This window comes from Klebsiella sp. Sb-30, from assembly GCF_057652795.1.
This window is the reverse complement of sequence record NZ_CM172749.1, coordinates 4051624-4073835: the sequence shown is the minus strand read 5'-3', so window position 1 is coordinate 4073835 and position 22212 is coordinate 4051624. Positions and strand designations below refer to the sequence as shown.

21 protein-coding genes are annotated in these 22212 nt (G+C 53.9%); 11 read left to right on the top strand and 10 right to left on the bottom strand.

Going from position 1 to position 22212, the window contains the following annotated elements:
* Positions 1 to 27: 27 nt before the first annotated feature.
* The 3 genes from AC236I_RS19045 to AC236I_RS19035 form a co-directional block, all read right to left on the bottom strand.
* Positions 28 to 573, bottom strand: coding sequence for a flavin reductase family protein (locus tag AC236I_RS19045; RefSeq protein ID WP_015585021.1), 546 nt, complete (start codon positions 571 to 573; stop codon positions 28 to 30).
* Positions 574 to 588: 15 nt separating this feature from the next.
* On the bottom strand, positions 589 to 2172 hold the full coding sequence (locus AC236I_RS19040) for an EAL domain-containing protein (RefSeq protein WP_487608590.1): 1584 nt from the start codon (positions 2170 to 2172) through the stop codon (positions 589 to 591).
* A 261-nt stretch (positions 2173 to 2433) separates the two neighbouring features.
* Positions 2434 to 3543 (bottom strand): ABC transporter ATP-binding protein, encoded by a 1110-nt coding sequence (locus AC236I_RS19035; protein WP_004858768.1) that lies wholly within the window; start codon positions 3541 to 3543, stop codon positions 2434 to 2436.
* A gap of 354 nt (positions 3544 to 3897) precedes the next feature.
* Between AC236I_RS19035 and AC236I_RS19030 the strand changes: the two genes are divergently transcribed.
* From AC236I_RS19030 to AC236I_RS19005, 6 genes are all read left to right on the top strand, one after another.
* The gene (locus AC236I_RS19030; RefSeq protein ID WP_015585019.1) at positions 3898 to 5130 is read left to right on the top strand and encodes an extracellular solute-binding protein; all 1233 of its coding nucleotides are present in this window, start codon (positions 3898 to 3900) and stop codon (positions 5128 to 5130) included.
* 120 nt (positions 5131 to 5250) lie between these two features.
* Positions 5251 to 6558 carry a carbohydrate ABC transporter permease gene (locus tag AC236I_RS19025; protein WP_004858770.1) on the top strand — a complete coding sequence of 436 codons (1308 nt, stop codon included), beginning with the start codon at positions 5251 to 5253 and terminating at the stop codon, positions 6556 to 6558.
* Between the two features lie 10 nt (positions 6559 to 6568).
* Entirely contained in the window at positions 6569 to 7420 is an 852-nt protein-coding gene (locus AC236I_RS19020; protein ID WP_004858771.1) for a sugar ABC transporter permease, read from the top strand.
* 4 nt (positions 7421 to 7424) lie between these two features.
* Positions 7425 to 8627, top strand: a complete 1203-nt coding sequence (locus tag AC236I_RS19015; protein ID WP_088911990.1) for a glycoside hydrolase family 53 protein — start codon at positions 7425 to 7427, stop codon at positions 8625 to 8627.
* 31 nt (positions 8628 to 8658) lie between these two features.
* Entirely contained in the window at positions 8659 to 10716 is a 2058-nt protein-coding gene (locus AC236I_RS19010; protein ID WP_015585017.1) for a beta-galactosidase, read from the top strand.
* Between the two features lie 69 nt (positions 10717 to 10785).
* The gene (locus tag AC236I_RS19005) at positions 10786 to 11100 is read left to right on the top strand and encodes a PTS sugar transporter subunit IIB (RefSeq protein ID WP_015585016.1); all 315 of its coding nucleotides are present in this window, start codon (positions 10786 to 10788) and stop codon (positions 11098 to 11100) included.
* A gap of 139 nt (positions 11101 to 11239) precedes the next feature.
* Here AC236I_RS19005 and AC236I_RS19000 read toward each other — a convergent pair whose 3' ends face one another.
* A complete protein-coding gene (locus AC236I_RS19000) occupies positions 11240 to 12511 on the bottom strand; it encodes a maltoporin (RefSeq protein ID WP_004858775.1) in 1272 nt (423 codons plus the stop codon).
* Between the two features lie 268 nt (positions 12512 to 12779).
* Between AC236I_RS19000 and AC236I_RS18995 the strand changes: the two genes are divergently transcribed.
* From AC236I_RS18995 to ykgO, 3 genes are all read left to right on the top strand, one after another.
* Positions 12780 to 13853 carry a LacI family DNA-binding transcriptional regulator gene (locus AC236I_RS18995; RefSeq protein WP_004858776.1) on the top strand — a complete coding sequence of 358 codons (1074 nt, stop codon included), beginning with the start codon at positions 12780 to 12782 and terminating at the stop codon, positions 13851 to 13853.
* A 117-nt stretch (positions 13854 to 13970) separates the two neighbouring features.
* A complete protein-coding gene (locus AC236I_RS18990) occupies positions 13971 to 14231 on the top strand; it encodes a type B 50S ribosomal protein L31 (RefSeq protein WP_004858777.1) in 261 nt (86 codons plus the stop codon).
* Between the two features lie 2 nt (positions 14232 to 14233).
* On the top strand, positions 14234 to 14374 hold the full coding sequence (gene ykgO / locus AC236I_RS18985) for a type B 50S ribosomal protein L36 (protein ID WP_003859006.1): 141 nt from the start codon (positions 14234 to 14236) through the stop codon (positions 14372 to 14374).
* Here ykgO and AC236I_RS18980 read toward each other — a convergent pair.
* Positions 14371 to 15081, bottom strand: a complete 711-nt coding sequence (locus AC236I_RS18980; RefSeq protein ID WP_104896508.1) for a GNAT family N-acetyltransferase — start codon at positions 15079 to 15081, stop codon at positions 14371 to 14373. The genes ykgO and AC236I_RS18980 overlap by 4 nt on opposite strands.
* A gap of 102 nt (positions 15082 to 15183) precedes the next feature.
* On the opposite strand from AC236I_RS18980, the gene pdxR reads away from it, so the two are divergent.
* On the top strand, positions 15184 to 16635 hold the full coding sequence (gene pdxR, locus AC236I_RS18975) for a MocR-like pyridoxine biosynthesis transcription factor PdxR (protein WP_069476198.1): 1452 nt from the start codon (positions 15184 to 15186) through the stop codon (positions 16633 to 16635).
* Here pdxR and AC236I_RS18970 read toward each other — a convergent pair.
* Complete coding sequence (locus AC236I_RS18970; protein WP_004858780.1) at positions 16610 to 17080, bottom strand: YlaC family protein; 471 nt, start codon at positions 17078 to 17080, stop codon at positions 16610 to 16612. The two genes, pdxR and AC236I_RS18970, sit on opposite strands and share 26 nt — an antisense overlap.
* Between AC236I_RS18970 and AC236I_RS18965 the strand changes: the two genes are divergently transcribed.
* Positions 17074 to 17208 carry a hypothetical protein gene (locus tag AC236I_RS18965; RefSeq protein WP_223306663.1) on the top strand — a complete coding sequence of 45 codons (135 nt, stop codon included), beginning with the start codon at positions 17074 to 17076 and terminating at the stop codon, positions 17206 to 17208. The genes AC236I_RS18970 and AC236I_RS18965 overlap by 7 nt on opposite strands.
* Here AC236I_RS18965 and maa read toward each other — a convergent pair.
* The 4 genes from maa to acrB all read right to left on the bottom strand — a co-directional run bounded on the left by maa (position 17180) and on the right by acrB (position 22191).
* Entirely contained in the window at positions 17180 to 17746 is a 567-nt protein-coding gene (gene maa / locus AC236I_RS18960) for a maltose O-acetyltransferase (RefSeq protein ID WP_004858781.1), read from the bottom strand. The genes AC236I_RS18965 and maa overlap by 29 nt on opposite strands.
* Positions 17747 to 17897: 151 nt before the next feature.
* The gene (locus AC236I_RS18955; RefSeq protein ID WP_004858783.1) at positions 17898 to 18116 is read right to left on the bottom strand and encodes an HHA domain-containing protein; all 219 of its coding nucleotides are present in this window, start codon (positions 18114 to 18116) and stop codon (positions 17898 to 17900) included.
* A 26-nt stretch (positions 18117 to 18142) separates the two neighbouring features.
* The gene (gene tomB, locus AC236I_RS18950) at positions 18143 to 18517 is read right to left on the bottom strand and encodes an Hha toxicity modulator TomB (RefSeq protein ID WP_004858785.1); all 375 of its coding nucleotides are present in this window, start codon (positions 18515 to 18517) and stop codon (positions 18143 to 18145) included.
* A 527-nt stretch (positions 18518 to 19044) separates the two neighbouring features.
* On the bottom strand, positions 19045 to 22191 hold the full coding sequence (gene acrB / locus AC236I_RS18945; protein ID WP_004858787.1) for a multidrug efflux RND transporter permease subunit AcrB: 3147 nt from the start codon (positions 22189 to 22191) through the stop codon (positions 19045 to 19047).
* Positions 22192 to 22212 lie beyond the last annotated feature (21 nt).

Genomic DNA, 22212 nt, shown 5'->3' with positions numbered 1-22212 from the left:
CTGTGCAAGGGGACGGCAGGGGCGGGGTCAGGATACTTTGGTAAACAGATGGCGATAATCGCGCACCTCGCCGTCGGTACGAAACAGACCGCCGCCGCTATAGTGCAGGGTCTGCGGCCACCTGGGCTGCGGTTTTACGCGTGCCGCCACCACTTCAAAAATAAAGAAGTTATAGCTGTCCACCAGCGCATCGTCGAAGAGCCGGCATTCAAAGCTGGCGTGGCATTCGGCAATGGACGGCGCGGAGACCTGTTCACTGGCTTCCGCGGTGAGCCGGAAGGCGGCAAACTTGTCCACCGCGTCACCGTCACAGTTCCCGATTCTGGCGACCGTCTCCGCCATTGCGGCATCTGGCAGGTTGATAACACACTCCCCGCTGCGGCGAATCATGTCGAAACTGATATTGCCGGCGGAAATCATGCAACCTACCAGCGAGGGGGAAAACTCCAGCACCGTATACCAGCCAAGGGTCATGATATTATTTCGATCCTGCCAGCGGCTGCTGATTAAGACGACGGCGCCGGGTTCCAGCCAGTGGCGCACATCGTGTAAAGGCCAGGGATATTTTTGCATCTGGGACGTCTCCCTTCATGGATTTACCTTAAGCGTAGCGCAATGCGCTTTAAGGTTATTTTCCGCCCACAGAATAAACTGCTCTTTCGGCAAAGCCGGGCTGTATAGCCAGCCCTGGGCGTAGAGCACATCGTGCTGACACAGCCAGTCGCGCTGTTCTGCTGTTTCGACGCCTTCGGCAATGATGGCCAGATGGAGCGCTTTTGCCATTTTGATGATATGCGGCGTCAGCGGCTTATATTCGAGGGTATCGACGAAGGATTTGTCAATTTTCAGGATATCGACATCCAGTTTTTGCAGGTAGCTGAGGCTGGAATAGCCGGTCCCGAAATCATCGATTGAAATACTGTGCCCCACCTGACGATAGCGGGCGATCACCGGCAGAGTGGTCTCGGGATCGACGAAACCGCGCTCCGTCAGCTCAAGCGTAATTTGCGCCGGCGCGATCTCCCACTGCCGCAACAGATCGGCCAGAAGGGCTGGCAGGGTAGGCGAGCGCAGATCGTCGACCGACAGATTAATCGAAATGTGGAGTTCCGGATGCATGTGCAGCCACCGGCCGAGTTCGGCGAAAATTTTCCGCACAATATCTTCGGTTAAATGGGTAATGAGCCCGGTCTCTTCGGCAAGCGGAATAAAAATATCCGGCGATAAAAAGCTGCCGTCGGGCTGCTGCCAGCGCGCCAGGGCCTCGGCGCCGACGATTTTGCCATCTTTCAGCGAGACGATGGGCTGGTAATGGACCCGAATCGCGTCGGAGTGCAGCGCATCCAGCATCCCATAGCGCGGCGAGCGTAAGGTGCGGCGCAGTCGCAGTAGCAAAAATGAGGTCAGCAGACTGATAAACAGTCCGAGGGGAAGCCACAGCACCAGCTGATGGCGGAATTTTTCCTGCAGCGGTAGCGTGGATGACCAGGTGGCGATAGCCAGCCCCAGTTCAGGAATACGATGGAGGCGATAAACCGTGTTATCGACGGTGAGCGTCTGGCCATCCAGGTGCTTGATTTGCTCCCAGACCACCGGGTCGAGAGGTTCGCTGCTGGTAATGACCTGCTTTTCTTTCATGCCAAACAGAATGGCGTGAATATTTTCATGGCCGGGCGAGATGATATCGATAAATGAGGCGGGATCGATCATCACGACATGATTCTGACTGCCTAACGCCGTCATTTTGTGCTTCAGACCGAGATCGTTGACCGTAGTGAGCCAGGCCCGATAGCCGTCGGTGGTGAGGTGGTCGGGGGCTGGAAAGGAGACCGGGGTACTGCGATCTTCAAGAGAAGAACATTGCGGTACCGAACCTTTGAGCCAAAGTACCTCCTGCACATAGCGATGGGTATAGGCGATTCGGCGCATCGCGAGCAGATGCTGTGGGCTGCAGGCGGCAGCGCTGTGGGCATCGGCTTCCTGCAGCGCTTCTCTTGCCTGGCTCGCCACCTGCTGAATGCGCATCAGCACGCGGGAAGAGTAGTTATCCAGTTCGGAATAAAACAGTATTGTTGCCTGGCTGGTCGCCAGCCAGATGCTTAAGGCAATCGGTACAATAACGGCGAGTATCAATACCCCGGTCACCAGACTCACCAGATTCCTGGTCGTCATGCGCATGTCCTTATGTTATTGGGGTTTTGATGAGTATATCCGATAGCGGAGAAAGGTCGCAGACGAGCGACAATTATTATTGGATTTAAAAAATGCCCGAATCACGACATGGCGCGGATATCGGGCTAACAGTGGATGATCCGCAGCGGTCGAGGCAATGAGCGGTGCGAATTAAAACGAGGGCTGGAGCTGGATGCCGATAGCTTGCGTTATCAGCATCCGGGTTCAGTTTACCGCGTAATCATGACAGCCAGATGTTTTTTAATGAGCATCCGGCGCAGTAATATCGGCGCTGATCCGCAGATCGTTTTCATCGAAAACCATACAGAAGCGGTCGTCGAAGGCGACGTCGATTTTCTGCCACGGGCGGAAGTGAACATCGCCGGGTAGCAGAATTTTTACGTTGTCATGTCCATAGCACTGGCCGAACAGGTAGGTGTTGTTCCCCAGGCGTTCAACCACTTCACATTGAAACTCCACGACCGTGCCGCTGCGAACGTCGGTCGACAGGTGTTCCGGGCGAATCCCCAGCGTCACCGCATCACCGGGTTGCAGCGGCGAGGTGGTGATATTCAGCGTCAGGCTATGATGCTGCGCCATCTGTACGGTGAGCTGCCCCGGCTGCCAGGCACTGACCGTGGCGGGCAGGAAGTTCATTTTCGGTGAGCCGATAAAACCGGCGACGAACCGGTTGACCGGGTTGTAGTACAGCGCCATCGGCGACCCCATCTGCTCGACTTTCCCGTAGTTCATCACCACGATTTTATCGGCCAGGGTCATCGCTTCCACCTGATCGTGGGTGACATACACCATCGTGGTTTTTAGCTCATGGTGCAGTTTGGCGATGTGCAGACGCATCTCGACGCGCAGCTCCGCATCCAGGTTCGAGAGCGGTTCATCAAACATAAACACCCGCGGGTTACGTACGATGGCGCGGCCGATTGCCACACGCTGGCGCTGGCCGCCGGAGAGCTGTTTCGGTTTGCGGTCCAGCAGATGGGTCAGCTGTAGCGTTTTAGCCACCATTTCGACCTGACGACGAATCTCGTCCTTTGGCACTTTATTGACTTTCAGGCCATAGCCCATATTTTCCGCCACCGTCATGTGCGGATAGAGCGCATAGGACTGGAAAACCATGGCCACCCCGCGGTGGGCGGGCACCACATCATTCATCACCTCATCACCGATCAGCACCTCGCCATCGCTGACCTCCTCAAGTCCGGCGATCATCCGCAGCAGGGTCGATTTCCCGCAGCCGGATGGCCCGACAAAGACCGCAAATTCACCGTCTTCGATATCAAGATTGACCTGGTGCAGCGTCACGGTAGTACCAAACCGTTTGGTGACATTCCTCAGTCGTATATTGGACATCAACATTCCCCGGGGTTAGTAATCGTTATTTGCCGTTGGGATTAGGGTTGCAGTGGTTTTTTGTATTACGTGTAACAACCAGGCTGAACAATGCTCAACAGCGCTGAAATCATGGGATGACTATAACTTCCAGTATTTTTGAGCCCTACATCGATGTTTCATTTCTGCAATCACGATCACACAACTGGTAGTCTGGTGTAGTTTTATACGCCTTCAAAGCGTAGCGTATAACAAATCAGGAAAATCTGGATTTAGCGTTGTAAGTCGCCATTTATCAGTTGATTCAAACACAGCGATAAATGAATTCATCAAATAAAAACCAATAAATTGTTATACCTTCACATGAGGTTGATAATGAAAAAGAACATCCTTGCTGCACTTATCCTCACGACTCTGGCTGCCGGGCAGCTTGTCAGCCTGCAGGCGCACGCCGCCGGTCAGCTGAACGTCTGGGAAGACATCAAGAAATCCGACGGGATTAAAGCCGCGATCGGCGATTTTGAAAAACAGTACGACGTTAAGGTCAACGTGCAGGAGATGCCCTATGCACAGCAGCTGGAAAAGCTGCGCCTTGATGGTCCGGCCGGGATTGGCCCGGATGTGCTGGTGATCCCGAATGACCAGCTCGGGGGGGCGGTTGTGCAGGGGCTGCTGTCGCCGCTGACGCTGGATCAGGCGAAGCAGGAGGTATTCACCCCGGCGTCAATTAATGCCTTCCGGCTGGATAACGTGCTGTATGGCGTGCCGAAAGCGGTGGAAACCCTGGTGCTGATTTACAACAAAGAGCTAATCGACAAACCGCTGGATAGCCTGCAGGCGTGGTTTGACTATTCGAAAGCGCAGCGGGCGCAGAACAAATATGGCCTGCTGGCCAAGTTCGATCAGATCTATTACAGCTGGGGGGCGATTGGCCCGATGGGCGGCTATATCTTCGGCAAAAACGAGAAGGGCGGTTTTAATCCGCAGGACGTCGGTTTGAATAAACCCGGCGCGGTCGAAGCCGTTACCTTCCTGAAAAAATTCTATAGCGACAAGGTCTTCCCGGCGGGGATCCTCGGAGATAACGGGCTGAATGCTATCGATTCGTTATTCACGGAGAAGAAAGCGGCGGCGGTGATCAACGGTCCATGGGCGTTCCAGCCGTACGAAGCGGCGGGGATTAACTACGGCGTTGCGCCGCTGCCGATGCTGCCAGACGGCAAACCGATGAGCTCGTTCCTTGGCGTAAAAGGGTACGTGGTGTCGACCTGGAGCAAAGACAAAGCGCTGGCACAGCAGTTTATTGAGTTTATCAACCAGCCTCAGTACGTGAAGGCGCGCTATGTGGCAACCGGCGAGATCCCGGCGCTGAAAGCAATGATTGACGATCCGCTTATCAAGAATGACGAGAAAGCCAGCGCGGTGGCGGTGCAATCTGCTCGCGCCACGGCGATGCCGGGTATCCCGGAAATGGGCGAAGTGTGGGGGCCGGCGAACGCGGCGCTGGAGCTCAGCCTGACCGGCAAACAGCCGCCGCAGGCGGCGCTCGATAATGCCGAGAAACAGATCAAGATGCAGATCGAGGCTATGCAGGCCAGCAACCAGTAATCGTGATGTCCGTCATTTTAAGGTGACAGGCGCGTTGGCCGCTGACCTGTTACCCGGATTATCAGGGCATAGATGTAAAGAAGCGGGAGGAGGACCTCCCGTTTTCAGAAGGAGTGGTGTGTGATTATCAATCCCAGCGAAAATATTGCCGAGTCGCGCGGCGCAGGACGTCATGCGTGGTGCGGCCTGCTGCTGGCTGTCGTGCCGGGTTTTGGCCAGTTTTATCATCGCCAGTGGCTGAAGGGGCTTGTCTTCCTGGTCCTGCTGAGCAGTTTCATGGGGGTTTTTTATGACTTCCTGCAGGAAGGCCTGTGGGGGCTCTACACCCTGGGCGAGGAAGTCCCGAGGGATAACTCCATTTTCCTGTTGGCGGAAGGGATCATCAGCGTGCTGATCGTCGCTTTTGGCCTGCTCATTTACTCTCTTTCGTTGCGCGACGCCTGGGTTAACGGCAGAAAGCGCGATGAAGGCGTGGCGCTGAACAGCGTGCGCAAACAGTATCAGATGCTGTTGAACCAGGGGTTTCCCTATCTGATGATCAGCCCCGGCTTTATTTTGCTGGTGTTCGTTGTCATCTTCCCGATTCTTTTTGGCTTTGCCATCGCGTTCACTAACTACAACCTCTACCACACGCCGCCGGCGAAGCTGGTGGATTGGGTGGGTTTTAAAAACTTTATCAATATTTTCACGCTCTCTATCTGGCGCTCGACCTTCTTTGACGTGCTGCAGTGGACGGTGGTGTGGACGCTGCTGGCAACGACTCTGCAATGCACCGTCGGTGTGCTGCTGGCAATCCTCGTGAACCAGAAAGATCTGCGCTTTAAACCGATGATTCGCACTATTTTTATCCTGCCGTGGGCGGTTCCGGGGTTTGTCACGATCCTGGTGTTTGCGGGGATGTTTAACGACTCGTTTGGGGTGATCAACAACGCGATTCTGTCGTTCTTTGGCATTGGCCCGAAGGCGTGGCTGACCGATCCGTTCTGGACGAAGACCGCGCTGATCATGATGCAAACCTGGCTGGGTTTTCCGTTTGTCTTTGCCATGACCACCGGCGTGCTGCAGGCGATTCCTGACGATCTTTATGAAGCTGCGACCATGGACGGCGCCAGCGCCTTTACCCGCCTGCGGACCATTACGTTACCGCTGGTGCTGTACTCGATCGCGCCGATCATTATCACCCAGTACACCTTCAACTTTAACAACTTCAACATCATTTACCTGTTCAACAACGGCGGTCCAGCGGTCGCCGGTTCGAACGCCGGCGGGACGGACATTCTGGTGTCGTGGATCTACAAACTGACGATGTCGTCTTCGCAATATGCCATTGCGGCGACCATTACTATCCTGCTGTCGATATTTGTCGTCGGCCTGGCACTGTGGCAGTTCCGCGCCACAAAATCCTTCAAAAACGATGACATGGCGTAAGGGAAGCAACATGGCTAAATCACCCAGTATTAAACGCGAAAAGTGGATTCGCCTGTCACTCACCTGGCTGATTGTTATCCTGGTCTCGGTGGTGATTATCTATCCGCTGGTCTGGACCGTCGGCGCGTCGCTGAATGCCGGAAACAGCCTGCTCAGCACCTCGATTATTCCGGAGAACCTGTCATTCCAGCACTATGCCGACCTGTTCAACGGCAATGTGAACTACCTCACCTGGTACTGGAATTCGATGAAAATCAGCTTCATGACCATGGTGCTGACCTTAATCAGCGTCAGTTTTACCGCCTACGCCTTTTCCCGCTTTCGTTTTAAAGGGCGGCAGAATGGACTGATGTTGTTCCTGCTGCTGCAGATGATCCCGCAGTTTTCTGCGCTGATTGCGATCTTCGTGCTCTCGCAGTTGCTGGGACTGATCAACAGCCATCTGGCGCTGGTGCTGATCTACGTTGGCGGCATGATCCCGATGAATACCTGGCTGATGAAGGGCTATCTCGACGCGATCCCGAAAGATCTGGATGAGTCGGCAAGAATGGACGGTGCCAGCAGCTTCCGTATTTTCTTTGAGATCATTATGCCGCTGTCAAAACCGATTCTCGCGGTGGTGGCGCTGTTTTCATTCACCGGTCCGCTGGGCGATTTTATTTTGTCGAGCACCATCCTGCGTACGCCGGACAAATACACGCTGCCGATTGGCCTGTACAACCTGGTGGCGCAAAAAATGGGCGCCAGCTACACCACTTACGCAGCAGGAGCGGTGCTGATTGCCGTTCCGGTCGCGATTCTCTACCTGGCATTACAAAAATACTTTGTTTCCGGCCTGACCTCTGGCAGTACAAAAGGATAAACCCATGAAAAGATTAACACCCGCGTTGCTTGCTGTTTGTCTGGCATGCAGTTTTTCCCCCGCTGCACTGGCCGCCGAGGCGCTGCAAACGCGCGCATTTCGCGCGCTGCCTGCGGATTTTATTAAAGGCGCTGATATCTCTACGCTGCTGGATGCGGAAAAGCACGGGGCAAAGTTTTATAACCACAACAACCAGCAGCAGGATCCGATCGCCATTTTGAAGGCCGATGGCGTGAACTATGTCCGCCTGCGCCTGTGGGTTGACCCGAAAGATGCGCAGGGTCAGGGCTACGGCGGCGGTGATAACGATCTGGCGGCGACGCTGGCGCTGGCGAAGCGGGCAAAAGCGCAGGGTATGAAGCTGCTGCTGGATTTCCACTACAGCGATTTCTGGACCGACCCGGGTAAACAATTCAAACCGAAAGCCTGGGAAAAAATGGATTATCCGCAGCTGAAAACGACCATTCACGACTACACCCGTGACACCATCGCCCGCTTTAAACAGGAAGGCGTTCTGCCGGATATGGTGCAGATTGGCAATGAGATAAATGGCGGCATGCTGTGGCCGGAAGGCAAAAGCTGGGGGCAGGGCGGCGGTGAATTTGACCGTCTGGCTGGCCTGCTGAATGCGGCAATCGACGGCCTGAAAGAGAATCTGCAGAATGGCGAGCAGGTGAAAATCATGCTTCATCTGGCTGAAGGCACTAAGAACGATACCTTCCGCTGGTGGTTTGATGAAATCAGTAAGCGCAACGTACCGTACGACATCATCGGTCTGTCGATGTACACCTACTGGAACGGCCCGATTAGTGCGCTGAAAGTGAATATGGATGATATCAGCAGGCGCTATAACAAAGATGTGATCGTCGTGGAAGCCGCCTATGCCTATACCCTGGAAAATTGCGATAACGCGGAAAACAGTTTCCAGGCCAAAGAAGAAAAAGAGGGCGGTTATCCAGCCACGGTACAGGGACAATATAATTATATCCACGATTTAATGCAGGCCGTTGCCGATGTTCCCGACCAGCGCGGGAAAGGTATTTTTTATTGGGAACCGACCTGGATCGCCGTGCCGGGAAATACCTGGGCTACACCGGCGGGAATGAAATATATCCACGATGAATGGAAGCAGGGTAATGCCCGGGAAAATCAGGCGCTGTTTGATTGCCAGGGAAAAGTATTACCTTCAGCAAAAGTCTTTAATTAATCGTTAAGTTTTACACTTCAGGATGTTTATTATGAATAAATTTGCGCCTTTGAGTCCGAAGGTCAATGCGCTATTGCATGGCGCTGACTATAACCCGGAACAGTGGGAAAATTATCCCGGTATTATCGATCAAGATATTGCCATGATGCAGCAGGCTAAATGCAATGTCATGTCGGTGGGGATTTTCAGCTGGGCCAAACTTGAACCTCAGGAAGGCGTATTTGAATTTGGTTGGCTGGACAGCATTCTGGATAAGCTGTACGCCGCCGGTATTCACGTATTTCTGGCTACGCCAAGCGGCGCGCGCCCGGCCTGGATGTCGCAGGCCTATCCGCAGGTGCTGCGAGTGGGGCGCGACCGGGTACCGGCGCTGCACGGCGGACGGCATAACCACTGTATGACGTCACCGGTTTATCGGGAGAAGATTTTTAAAATCAACAGCCTGCTCGCGGAACGCTACGCACAGCATCCGGCGGTTCTCGGCTGGCATATTTCCAATGAATATGGCGGAGATTGCCATTGTGAACGCTGTCAGGCGCGGTTCCGCGACTGGCTGAAAGCGCGTTATCAAACGCTGGATAATCTCAATCACGCCTGGTGGAGCACTTTCTGGAGCCATACCTACAGCGACTGGTCGCAGATTGAGTCGCCGGCACCGCAGGGGGAAGTGTCCATTCACGGGCTGAACCTTGACTGGCGTCGCTTTAACACGGCGCAGGTCACGGACTTCTGCCGCCATGAGATTGCCCCGCTGAAGGCGGCGAATGCCGACCTGCCGGTGACCACCAACTTCATGGAGTACTTCTACGATTACGACTACTGGCAGCTGGCGCAGGCGCTGGATTTCATCTCCTGGGATAGCTATCCGATGTGGCATCGCGACAAAGATGAAACCACGCTGGCCTGCTATACCGCGATGTACCATGACATGATGCGCAGTCTGAAGGGCGGCAAGCCGTTCGTGCTGATGGAATCAACGCCGAGCGCCACCAACTGGCAGCCGACCAGTAAGTTGAAAAAACCGGGGATGCATATTCTCTCCTCCATGCAGGCTGTCGCCCACGGGGCAGACTCAGTTCAGTATTTCCAGTGGCGTAAGAGCCGTGGCTCGGTGGAGAAATTCCACGGCGCGGTCATTGACCACGTTGGTCATCTGGATACCCGCGTCGGCCGCGAAGTCAGCCGGCTGGGTGATATGCTCAGTCGTCTGCCTGGCGTGGTGGGCTGTCGCACCGATGCGAAAGTGGCGATTATCTTTGACCAGCAAAACCGCTGGGCGCTGGATGATGCGCAGGGCCCGCGTAATCTCGGGATGGAGTATGAAAATACCGTTAATGAACACTACCGGCCATTCTGGGAGCAGGGTATTGCGGTCGATATCATCGATGCCGATGGCGACCTGAGCGCCTACCAGCTGGTTATCGCCCCGATGCTGTATATGGTTCGCGATGGGTTTGCCGCGCGCGCCGAAGCGTTTGTCGCCGACGGAGGCCATCTGGTGACCACTTACTGGACGGGGATCGTTAATGAATCCGATCTTTGCCACCTTGGTGGTTTCCCGGGACCGCTGCGCAACCTGCTGGGGATTTGGGCGGAGGAGATTGATTGCCTGAATGACGGCGAGCGCAACCTGGTTCAGGGGCTGGCAGGCAACGAAGGCGGGTTACAGGGGCCGTATCAGGTGCGCCATCTGTGCGAGCTGATTCATGCCGAAAGCGCCCGGCCGCTGGCAACCTATCGTGATGATTTCTACGCCGGCCGCCCGGCGGTGACCGTGAATCATTTCGGCAAGGGGAAGGCCTGGCATGTCGCCTCACGCAACGACCTGGCTTTCCAGCGCGATTTCTTCGCGGTTATCAGCCGGGAGCTGGCCTTACCGCGGGCGATCGAGAGTGAGCTTCCGCCGGGCGTGGTCGCCACGGCCCGCACCGATGGCGAAACGACCTATGTTTTCTTGCAGAACTACAGCGCTCAGCAGCACAGCGTAAGCCTGCCGCAGGGCTATCAGGACAGTCTCTCCGGTGCGGCCATTAGCGCGCCGTTGACCTTAACCGCATGGGACTGCCGTATTCTCAGTCGTAAAGCGTAATCACTGCGTTATCCGAGCCTGCTCCTGCGAGCAGGCTTTTTTTTACCTTGATATTATCAGGAGTGCATGATGGTAAGTTTAAAATCCTTTCTGCATTATTTCGCCCAGCCTCGCCAACCGGTGCCGTTAAGTGATGTTGAAAAGCAACAGCTACAGGATTTAATTCAGGCGTTTGGTGGGGAGGGAAATATTGTTAATGTCGACGCCTGTATTACGCGTTTACGGGTCACGGTGAATAATCTGGCTATTGTCGATTCTCAGGCGCTACAGCAGCAAGGGGCGCTGGGTGTAATTATTATCGGGCAACAGGTGCACGCTATTTTTGGCAAGCAGTCTGATACCTTACGTCAACTATTAGATGAGCATTTTACCAGCCGTAAATAAAATTCATAAATAAAAAGGGATAACTCAATATAGAGTTATCCCCAAAACAAGACAAAGAAAACAATGGCAATAATCATTACCGGAGGGTAATTACGACCTTACAGCTGGAGATAAAAAGCTTCAGATAACAAAAATACGTTTACCACCAGGCTTCGACCTGGACGCCGAAGTTCCACGTATTGCTGGCGGTTTGATCTTCAAACGGTTTACCATTCTCGGAATCATTGAGATAGGAGGCAAAAATACGTAATTCAGGGCGTGACATAAAGTCCGGGCCATCGGCCAGACCCAGCGCAATGGTGTATTTCTCGCCGGCTTGTTTGTAGTCGGTATTGTTCTTATAGCTGTCTTTCTGGTAGAAACCGCCGACTTCGCCAATCAGACGGACATACTCGGTGAACTGATACTGTCCGCGTGCGACCAGAGAGAGTAAACGCGTTTTATTGGTGTAATCGGTGATGTCGTCGGCGGAGCCCCAGGTCAGCACATGGTTAATCGAGAATTTGTCGGTAATCGGAATCAGACCGGTGTTGATCACGCGATAGCCGGTGGCATCGTTGACATAGTTCCACATGTCGTACCAACCGCCGCCCTGGGAGACCATGTTCTGCGCCAGCCCTTTATTTGCATACTGCAGAACCAGCTTGTTGTAGCCGCCCAGCATATCCTGGCTGATTTCGCCGGTCAGCATCACGCCGTTATCGGCATCGTACAGCCCGCCGTAGCTATCCTGTTTTTTGGTGGTGTTGGGCATCGCGTAGTCGATACCAAATTCGGTCCAGGCGCCGGACCACGGTTTCCAGCCCGCATAGCGCAGATCGACATAGTTGATATTGACGTTGCTGTCGCCGTCGACGCGGTAATCGACGTCGTTTGCATCACCGCGGATCCAGGCAAGTGAAACGGCGCCTGGGCCTAAGGTATAGTTTTCGATCCCGGCACCGGAACCGGAGATGTTCCAGTATTTGGTATCGATGATGTGCAGATCGTGGCGCTGATAGTAGCGCTTGCCGCCCCAAATGACCGCGTTAGGATCGCCGGGGATCAGGCCTTTAATTTGCAGGTTCAGCTGACGCAGGCCAAACTGCGCATCGTCATTGAGGGTGGTTTCGTTATCGTTAGAACCGTCAGAGACCATGCTGACCATGCTATCGAGATAGAAGCTGACGTCATCCTTCTTATACACCTCAGAACCCAACTCCAACTCGCCATAGGTATCAGATTCGTTACCCAGACGACCAATTTTGTTTTTTTGCCATTCGGCCAGACTGCCATCCCCGGAGACCCCAACCCCGGCACGCATATAACCATGAAAATCAATTCCAGGAACAGAGGCGGAAGCCGCGAGCACGGATGGTGAAATCAGCGCGGCGGCCAACGCAACAGAGACTGTGCGCAGCGTAGTGTTCATGTCTATCCTCTTATTGTTTTGTATTACGTTCACATTACGGTGTCATGAAATGCCTAAACGTAACTTCAGGCAATTTAATGATCGTAATATTGTGATTAAGTGCAAATAAAATGGCGTAATTTGTTACGGTAAGTGAGTCCATTCACAATTTGATGTATTGTGAGCGTAATACTTTTATTGTCATTTTTTAGCATGAAAACGTTGCAGGGCGCGTTTTTTTAAATGGCCCCTGTTACAATCCAGGGATAACAACATAAGGAACCGGACCATGAAGTCGAAAAGCGCAACCTTAGAAGATGTCGCGCGTCATGCAGGCGTCTCCTATCAGACCGTGTCCAGGGTGCTCAATAAATCTGCTAATGTATCCGAGGCCACGCGTCGTAAGGTGGAGAAATCCATTGAGCTATTGCGGTATGTCCCTAACCGCCTGGCTCAACAGCTGGTGGGCAAGCAAAGTCGGACCGTCGGTCTGGTGACAATTTCACTGTCGTTGCACGCGCCTTCTCAGGTTGCCGCAGCGGTAAAACGCTATGCGAATGTGGAAGGTTATCAGGTGCTCATTTCTATGATTGATGAGAGCGTCAATCAAAGTATTCAGGAATCCATCAATGAGCTGAAGTCCCAGCTGGTTGATAAGGTGATCATCAACGTGCCTCTGGAGACCGAACAAGCCCAGAAAATCGCGGCTGACAATGATGATATCGTTTGTCTCTTCCTCGACGTCGATCCCTATAGCTCCGTGTTTAACGTTTCGTTTAACCCGGCTGACGGCACCCGCGCGAGCGTCAAATATCTGTATGAAATGGGTCATCGGGATATTGCGCTGCTGGCCGGGCCGGAAAGCTCCGTCTCGGCAAAATTGCGTCTGAAGAGCTGGATAGAGACGCTGGCTGGCTATGGGCTACAGCCGGTGACGGTGATTCGCGGGAACTGGGACGCGCAGAGCGGCTATGCGGGCGCGCTGCAGATGTTGCGTGAGACGCCGAAATTTACGGCGGTGCTGGTGGGGAATGACCAGATGGCGCTGGGGGTACTGAGCGCATTTCATCAGCATCAGGTGCCGATTCCCGGTGAGAAGTCGGTGATTGGCTATGATGATACGTATGAAAGCTCATTCTTCTATCCGGCGCTGACCACCGTGTCGCTGGATCTGGATTTGCAGGGTAAAGAGGCCGTACGCCGTATTCTTGCTAGCGGCGATGGCGAAACGTCGCATACCTCTTCAATCCTGCCTGCCCGGCTGGTCGTGCGTCATTCTACCGGGCCAAAAACGGAGCAGGGTAAAGACCTACAGGCCATTGCAGAACAGCTGCGTGCGCTTGCACATCAACTGAATCCTTAATCTCTCACGGGCGGTTCGCGCCGCTCGATTTTACATCCCTGAGCTTCTCATGGTTGATCTTTGTCTTTTTGCGGCGTAACCTTATTGTTATGTTATAACATATCTGTTGAGGTTATCATGAAAGACAATATCCATCCGCATTACCGTACCGTTGTGTTCCATGACACCAGCGTGAATGAATATTTTAAAGTGGGATCGACAATCAAGACCGAGCGCGTAATTGAACTGGATGGGGAGACCTATCCTTATGTCACCCTCGATGTGTCGTCCAAATCGCACCCGTATTACACCGGTAAGCAGAAAGCCCTCAACAGCGAAGGCAGCACTGCACGTTTCCGCCAGCGTTTCGGCGGCTTTATTGATGCTAAAAGGAACTAAGGATGCAGGTACTCAACTCGTTGCGCAGTGCGAAACAGCGCCACCCCGATTGTCAGATTGTGAAACGCAAAGGGCGGCTGTACGTTATTTGTAAAAGCAATCCTCGTTTTAAAGCCGTGCAGGGACGTAAGAAGAGACGCTAATCTCCTGATGTACGGAAGCTCTCCAGCGTGGCGCGCTGCTGACCATCGGGGCTAAAGTTTCCGCTGGCCAGCCATCGCTGCATCGCTTTATCTATCAGTGGCCACTCGCTGTCGATTATCGAAAACCAGTCGGTGTCGCGGTTGTGGCCCTTTATCACTAACGCCTGGCGAAAACGTCCCTCAAAGTGAAACCCCAATCGTTGCGCCGCCCGGCGCGAGGGTTCGTTCAGGCTATTACATTTCCACTCATAGCGGCGATAGCCGAGCGTATCGAAGACGTAGCACATCAGAAGCCACTGGGCTTCCGTCGCCATTGCGGTCCGACTGAGCAGCGGCGAGAAGTGCACGTGTCCGACTTCGATCACGCCATTTTGGGCATCAATACGCATCAGCGCCAGGGAGCCGACGGGCTGTCGGGTGCGTTCATCCACGACGGCGAAATGGAGAGGATCGCTGAGCTTTTCCACGCTGGTTATCCAGGCGCTGAACGTCTCTACGCAGTTGTCCGGTTCGCGCAATAACCACGTCCAGCTTCGGGTATCCGGGGCCAGCTGATGTGCGGCAAAGAGCGCGCTGGCGTGAGCGGCAGTCAGCGGCTCCAGGCGGCAATAACGTCCCTGTAGAATTTGACGTTGCGGAAACGGGCGCGGCTGCCAGTCGGGCAGGGCCTGGCCAACGGGTTGTCCGAACGAATTATGTTGCTGCATGGGGGCTCCTTATCTGCGGGGGAATAGCGTGAGACTAAAGTTTTACTGGTTCCATAAAAAGATCCATCAGAGTATGTTTTGATGGTGCCACGAGGAGCCGAGATGAATATTCCTGATGATGCCTTCTTCACCCTACTGGAACATACCTTGTCCCGGCGAGGTCATGAAACCCTTCAGCGCACGCTGTATCGTGCGCTGCGCGAGGCGATTTTACAGGGAGCGCTGGCAGGCGGTAGTCGGCTGCCGGGTTCACGTGCTATCGCGACGCGGCTCAATTTGTCGCGTAATACGATTAACGGGGCGCTGGAGCAGCTGACCATGGAAGGCTACCTGCAGCGCAGCCGCCAGGGGACGTATGTGGCGACGCTGACCGCCTCCGGTGAGCGGGAAGGGCTACCGCTGACCATTGCGTTGCCGGAGCGGCTGATCGCGCTACCTCCCGGCACCCGTCGCGATTCGCCGACGCTGACATTTACTCCCGGCACGCCGGCGATTAACTATTTTCCTTTACCGCTCTGGCGGCGGCTGCTCGACAAGGTGCTGCGTGATGAGGGCCGCGCGCTGCTGGGTTACGGAGAGGCGGCAGGGGAACCCGCGCTGCGGGAAGCGATTGTCCGTCATCTGGCGCTATCTCGCGGGATCCGCTGCGACGCCCGGCAAATCGTGATTACCGAAGGCGCGCTCGAAGGCGTCAACCTCTGTACCCATCTGCTGAGCGAAGCGGGCGACACCGCATGGGTTGAAGAGCCGGGATATCCCGGCGCGAAGAGCGTATTTATGAAGGCCGGGTTACAGGTAAAAGGGATGCCGGTAGACAGTGAAGGGATGTGTCCGGACATGGACGAGAACCTGCCGCCGCGGCTGATTTTTACCTCGCCTTCGCATCAATATCCCTGTGGCGCGGTGATGAGCGCAGGCAGGCGTCTGGCGCTGCTGGAATATGCCCGCCAGCATGATGCATGGATTGTTGAAGATGATTACGACAGCGAGTTTCGCTATAGCGGGGAACCTGTTCCGGCCATGTCAGGGATGATGAAACAGGCGCCGGTGGTCTATATCGGCACCTTCAGCAAGACGCTGTTTCCGGCGCTGCGCATTGGTTTCGTGGTGATGCCTCCCGCCCTGGCGCAAGCCGCTCAGGGATTCGTGGGATCGCTGCTGCGCGGTGGTCACCGGGCTGAGCAACGAGCGCTGGCGTTGTTTATCGAAGAGGGGCATTACGCGCGTCATCTGGCGGCGATGCGGCGCTTGTATCGCCGGCGACAGCTGCAGCTCCGTGAGGTGCTGGCAGCGGAGCTGACGCAACCTTTTGCTCTTCTCGGTGGCGAGGGCGGACTGCACCTGGCGGTAGCCATTGACGGGATAGACGATGGAGCGGTGGTGGAACAGGCGCGGCTGTATCAACAAGCACCGGCGGCATTAAGCCGGTTTTACCTTGATACACAACGCGCGCGAAGCGGGCTGGTGCTGGGATATGGCAATACGTCCGCCTCGCATTTTGGCCCTGCGGTGCGGACGTTGAATCGTCTTATTGAGCGGTATCGACGCGGGTGAGGCTGAAGATATCGTAGAACGAGAGTTCACCTTTCGTCGCCACCATTTTTTGTAGCTGGGTTTTCTGCTCGCCGGCCACCCGGGGTGACTGCATAATGCGTTCGATCAGCTGCTGAGGGACATATCGCGTGTTGTACCACTCCCCGTTGTAGCAAACGCGAAAATCCAGGACATCGATATCTTCGTAGCGGTAGCGCGGGTAGACGTCAAAAAAGAAGAAGCCGTTTAACAGGGCGAACAGAACCACCAGTAGCCAAACTGAATCGGCCAGCGTTTCCGATGTCAGCATGACCACGAACGTCGCGAGGAACGCGGCGTACATTGCGACGAACAGCCACGGATGATTGCGAATAAAACTGATACTAAAGCGCGGACGGTTGTCGCGCTTCTCTTTCACATTGAGCTCATCAATCGTGTTTGTCAGCAGTTGCTGTATTTCTGTCATCTTGGTCCCCGAATTCTGCTAAGGCTCAGCCTGAAGGCTATTTTATGTTGCGGGAATCTCTCGGGAAAGTAACAGATCAGTTGCAGAAAAGCATAACAGTTACGCTTTTTCCGCTGTCAGCATCTTAATGATTTGCGCCGGGTTGCCGCCGACCACGGCATTGGCCGGAACATCTTTCACGACCACGGCACCGGATGCAATAACGGCATTATCGCCGATAGTAATCCCGGGATTAATGACCGCCCGACCGCCAATCCACACATTATGGCCGATAGTAACGGGTTTACCGTACTCTTTACCGCTGTTGCGTTCGGCGGCATCTAAGGGATGCGTGGCGGTATAGATGTGGACGCCGGGCGCCAGCATGCAATTATCACCGATGTGAATCGGACAGACATCAAGCATCACGCAATCAAAGTTTGCGTAGAAATTGGTGCCGAGGAAAATATTGTAACCATAATCACAGCGGAAAGTGGGTTCAATATAAGCATCGCTTGCCCGGCCAAACAGTTCAGTCAGACATATTTTCCGCCATTCCCGCTCGTCCGGAGCCGAATGGTTGTAGCGATGCAGCAATTGCCTGGCGCGCAGGCGGTCTGCCCGTAGCGTGGCATCACCAGCCTGATACAGTTCACCGGCGATCATTTTACGTTTCTCTTCACTCATGATGCTTTCCTGATTAAGGTAGGTAGGCGTCACAGTATAAAAAAGAAACCGGTTTCATGAGCGCGCTTTAGTGACTTATGCGAGTAATATCACAATTATACCCAGAGTAGGGGAGGACCCGGTTAACCGTCTGACTGAGATGTGAAATGAATTAGCGAATGAACTTCCACACCGATGTCGGGATTTTGTCGTAGAGCTTATTCATGGTCAATTCAGCAAGACGGTGGTCGGCCGCTGAGTAAAATACAGCCAGTTCGTTATCTGAAAGTTCATATTTGTTTTTTTCAATTACGCGTTCCAGCGTATCAATTGTCTGACAGCGACGTAAGCGCATCAAATAGTCTGTTTTGGTTAATGGTTCACCAGACATAACTTCACCTTTTGATTGTAATAATACTAACAAGAAAGACTTGCCGGATTTTCCCGACTGGCGTTGACAAAACATCGGAATAACCGATTTCCCGATTTGCGCCATTTCTGTAGATCGGCCGTGTTAATGCCATAACTGCTGAACAACATAAAAGTGTCATCCAGGTATTCGTCCAGCTGAGCGATCAGTTTATTATCCTCAGCATACTTAATTTTATAATTAAGCGCGAACGTGGCTATGTGTTCGATCAATTCATTAAGTTGAAGATTGATAGCCGACGTTGGATCATTCACCCACCCGTGGTTACTCTCTTCCAGGTTTGCAAGGCAGTCATGATACAGGGTTTCGCAAAGAAATCGAAGCTGCGCGATATCATGTCTTTTTGGCGAGTATTCGTCCATAACGCATCCCCTTTTTAGTGGTTTAAACGACGACTAACAAGCACCGTTGTGGGATGAACACGACTAACAGACCTGACACATACATTGTAATCCTGTTGTTTTAACTATAATCCACTCTTAAAAAGATTTCACCGTGCTATTACGAAAAATTACAATTATCGCCGTTAATTTATCTTAAAAATATCTGAACTTATTATGCCACGGCAATCAATGTGGTGATTCTGCGAAAGCAAAGCTTATGGATCATTGATTTAGCAGGCACTTTTCTTTGGCACCAGTTCTCACCCCCCAGATAACACTGGGTTAAGAATATTCTTAGTTAAGATAAGGGTAAAGCGGCAAAAGAATAATCTGATAAAAACAAAGTAAAAGCTTATCGCCGGAAATTGTATATCAGGATACAAAGTAAACCGTAGCAATGCGTGCGTTTCAATATACGCTATCCGAAAAATTTCCTCAACGAATCCCGAAGCGAGCGGGGGCACAGGCGAAAAAAAGGGCCGCTGGTGCGGCCCTCAGTGGAGAGATTAATGATGCTCAGTCGGATGGCTGTGCTCAATGTCTTCCGATTTCTTGCTGAAGCGGCGGCGAACCACCACAAAGAAGACCGGAACAAAGAAGATAGCCAGAACCGTTGCCGTCACCATCCCGCCCATTACGCCGGTACCTACGGCGTTCTGTGCGCCGGAACCTGCGCCGGAGCTAATGACCAGCGGCATAACCCCGAGGATAAACGCCAGTGAGGTCATCAGGATTGGACGCAGACGCATACGTACCGCTTCCAGGGTCGCTTCAATCAGACCCTTGCCTTCTTTATCCATCAGATCTTTGGCGAATTCTACGATAAGTATCGCGTTCTTCGCCGACAGACCAATGGTGGTCAGCAGGCCTACCTGGAAGTAAACGTCGTTCGTCAGACCACGGAACGTTGCCGCCAGCAGTGCACCGATAACCCCCAGTGGGACAACCAGCATAACGGAGAACGGTATCGACCAGCTTTCATACAGCGCCGCCAGACACAGGAATACCACGATCAGCGAGATGGCATACAGCGCCGGCGCCTGGTTACCGGACAGACGTTCCTGATAGGACATACCGGTCCAGTCATAACCAATACCCGAAGGCAGTTTTTTGGCCAGCTCTTCCATCATCGTCATCGCTTCACCGGTACTTCTGCCCGGCGCCGCCTGACCGAGGATTTCCATCGACGGCAGACCGTTATAGCGTTCCAGACGCGGTGAACCATACTCCCAGTGTGAGGTGGAGAAGGCTGAGAACGGCACCATCTGTCCATCGCTACCGCGAACGTACCAGTTGCCAATATCTTCCGGCAGCATACGGTATTTCGCTTCGGACATGACGTACACTTTCTTCACGCGACCGCGGTCGATGAAGTCATTGACGTAGCTACCGCCCCAGGCTGCGCCCAGCGTGGTATTGATGTCGCTGATAGAAACGCCCAACGCCTGCGCTTTCTCCTGGTCAATATCCACCTTGAACTGCGGCGTATCTTCCAGGCCGTTAGGACGAACGCCGACCAGCAGGTCAGGGTGCTTCGCCACTTCACCAAACAGCTGGTTACGTGCCTGAGTCAGTTTTTCGTGACCTAAGCCGCCCTGGTCGATCAGCTGGAAGTCAAAGCCGGTTGCGGTACCCAGTTCGACGATAGCCGGCAGGTTAAAGGCGAAGACCATCGCGTCTTTAATCTGCGAGAAACGGGCCATCGCACGACCGGTAATCGCTTCAACCTTGTTCTCGCTGCCCGGACGTTCGCTCCAGTCTTTCAGTGAAACGAACGCAATACCGGTGTTCTGACCACGACCCGCGAAGCCAAAGCCGTTAACGGCGAACACAGATTCGACGTTGGCTTTCTCTTTCGTGAGGTAGTAGTCCGTCATCTCATCCAGCACTTTCTGCGTACGTTCCTGCGTAGCGCCGGCAGGAAGCTGCGCCATGCTCAGGAATACGCCCTGATCTTCATCTGGCAGGAACGAGCTCGGCAGACGGACGAACAGCCAGGCCATTCCGACGACGATAATCAGATACAGCACCAGGTAACGACCGGTACTGCGCAGAATGTTACCTACGCTATCGGTGTAATGGTGCGTGCTCTTATCGAACATGCGGTTAAACCAGCCAAAGAAGCCTTTGTGCTCGCCATGACCGCCTTTAGCGATAGGTTTCAGCATCGTGGCGCACAGCGCCGGGGTCAGGATTAATGCAACCAGCACCGACAGCGCCATCGCCGAAACGATGGTGATGGAGAACTGACGATAAATCGCACCCGTTGAACCACCGAAGAAGGCCATCGGGATAAATACCGCAGAAAGCACCATCGCGATACCGACCAGTGCGCCCTGAATCTGGCCCATGGATTTACGGGTTGCTTCCTTCGGCGGCAGGCCTTCTTCCGCCATGACACGCTCGACGTTTTCCACCACCACGATGGCGTCATCGACGAGCAGACCTATCGCAAGCACCATACCAAACATGGTCAGGGTGTTTATCGAGAAGCCAAAAATGGCCAGGATGGCGAAAGTACCCAGCAAGACGACCGGTACCGCGATGGTTGGAATCAACGTGGCGCGGAAGTTCTGCAGGAACAGATACATAACCAGGAAGACCAGGATGATCGCTTCGACCAGCGTTTTAACCACTTCATGAATCGAGATTTTCACGAACGGCGTGGTGTCATACGGGTAAACAATCTTCAGGCCTGACGGGAAGTAGGGCTCCATTTTCGCCAGTTCAGCGCGAATGGCGTTGGCGGTATCCAGGGCGTTGGCGCCGGTCGCCAGTTTGATACCCAGACCGGAAGCCGGCTGGTTATTAAACTTCGCGACGATGTCATAGTTTTCACCGCCAAGCTCAACTTTCGCTACGTCACGCAGACGAACCTGCGAACCGTCCTGGTTCACTTTCAGCAGAATATTGCTGAATTCGTCAGCGGATTTCAGACGGGTCTGCGCGATGATAGAGGCGTTCAGCTGCTGGCCTTTCACCGGCGGCGTACCGCCTAACTGACCGGCTGCTACCTGGGCGTTCTGGGCTTTAATCGCGCTGATCACATCGACCGGCGTCAGCTGGAAGTTGTTCAGTTTGTTCGGATCCATCCAGATACGCATCGCGTACTGGGAACCAAACAGCTGAACGTCACCCACGCCGGACGTACGGCTGATCGCATCTTTCATGTTGGCGCCAACGTAGTCGGAGATATCCTCCTGCGTCATGGTGCCGTTGGTGTTGATAACGCCGACAACCATCAGGAAGCTGCTGGAGGATTTCTCCACGCTCACGCCCTGTTGCTGTACTTCCTGCGGCAGCAGCGGCATGGCGAGCTGCAGTTTGTTCTGCACCTGTACCTGCGCGATGTCCGCATCCGTACCAGACTGGAAGGTCAGGGTGATCTGTACCGTACCGGTTGAGTCACTGTTGGAGGACATGTACATCAGGTTATCGATACCGTTCATGTTCTGTTCGATAACCTGCGTCACGGTATCCTGCACCGTTTTCGCATCAGCACCCGGGTAGGTTGCGGTGATCGAGACCGCCGGCGGCGCAATCGTTGGATATTGCGCAACAGGCAGCTTCAGGATCGCAAGTCCCCCGGCAAGCATGATGATTATGGCGATCACCCATGCGAATATGGGGCGATCGATAAAGAAATTAGGCATGTCTTAACGGCTCCTGTTTAA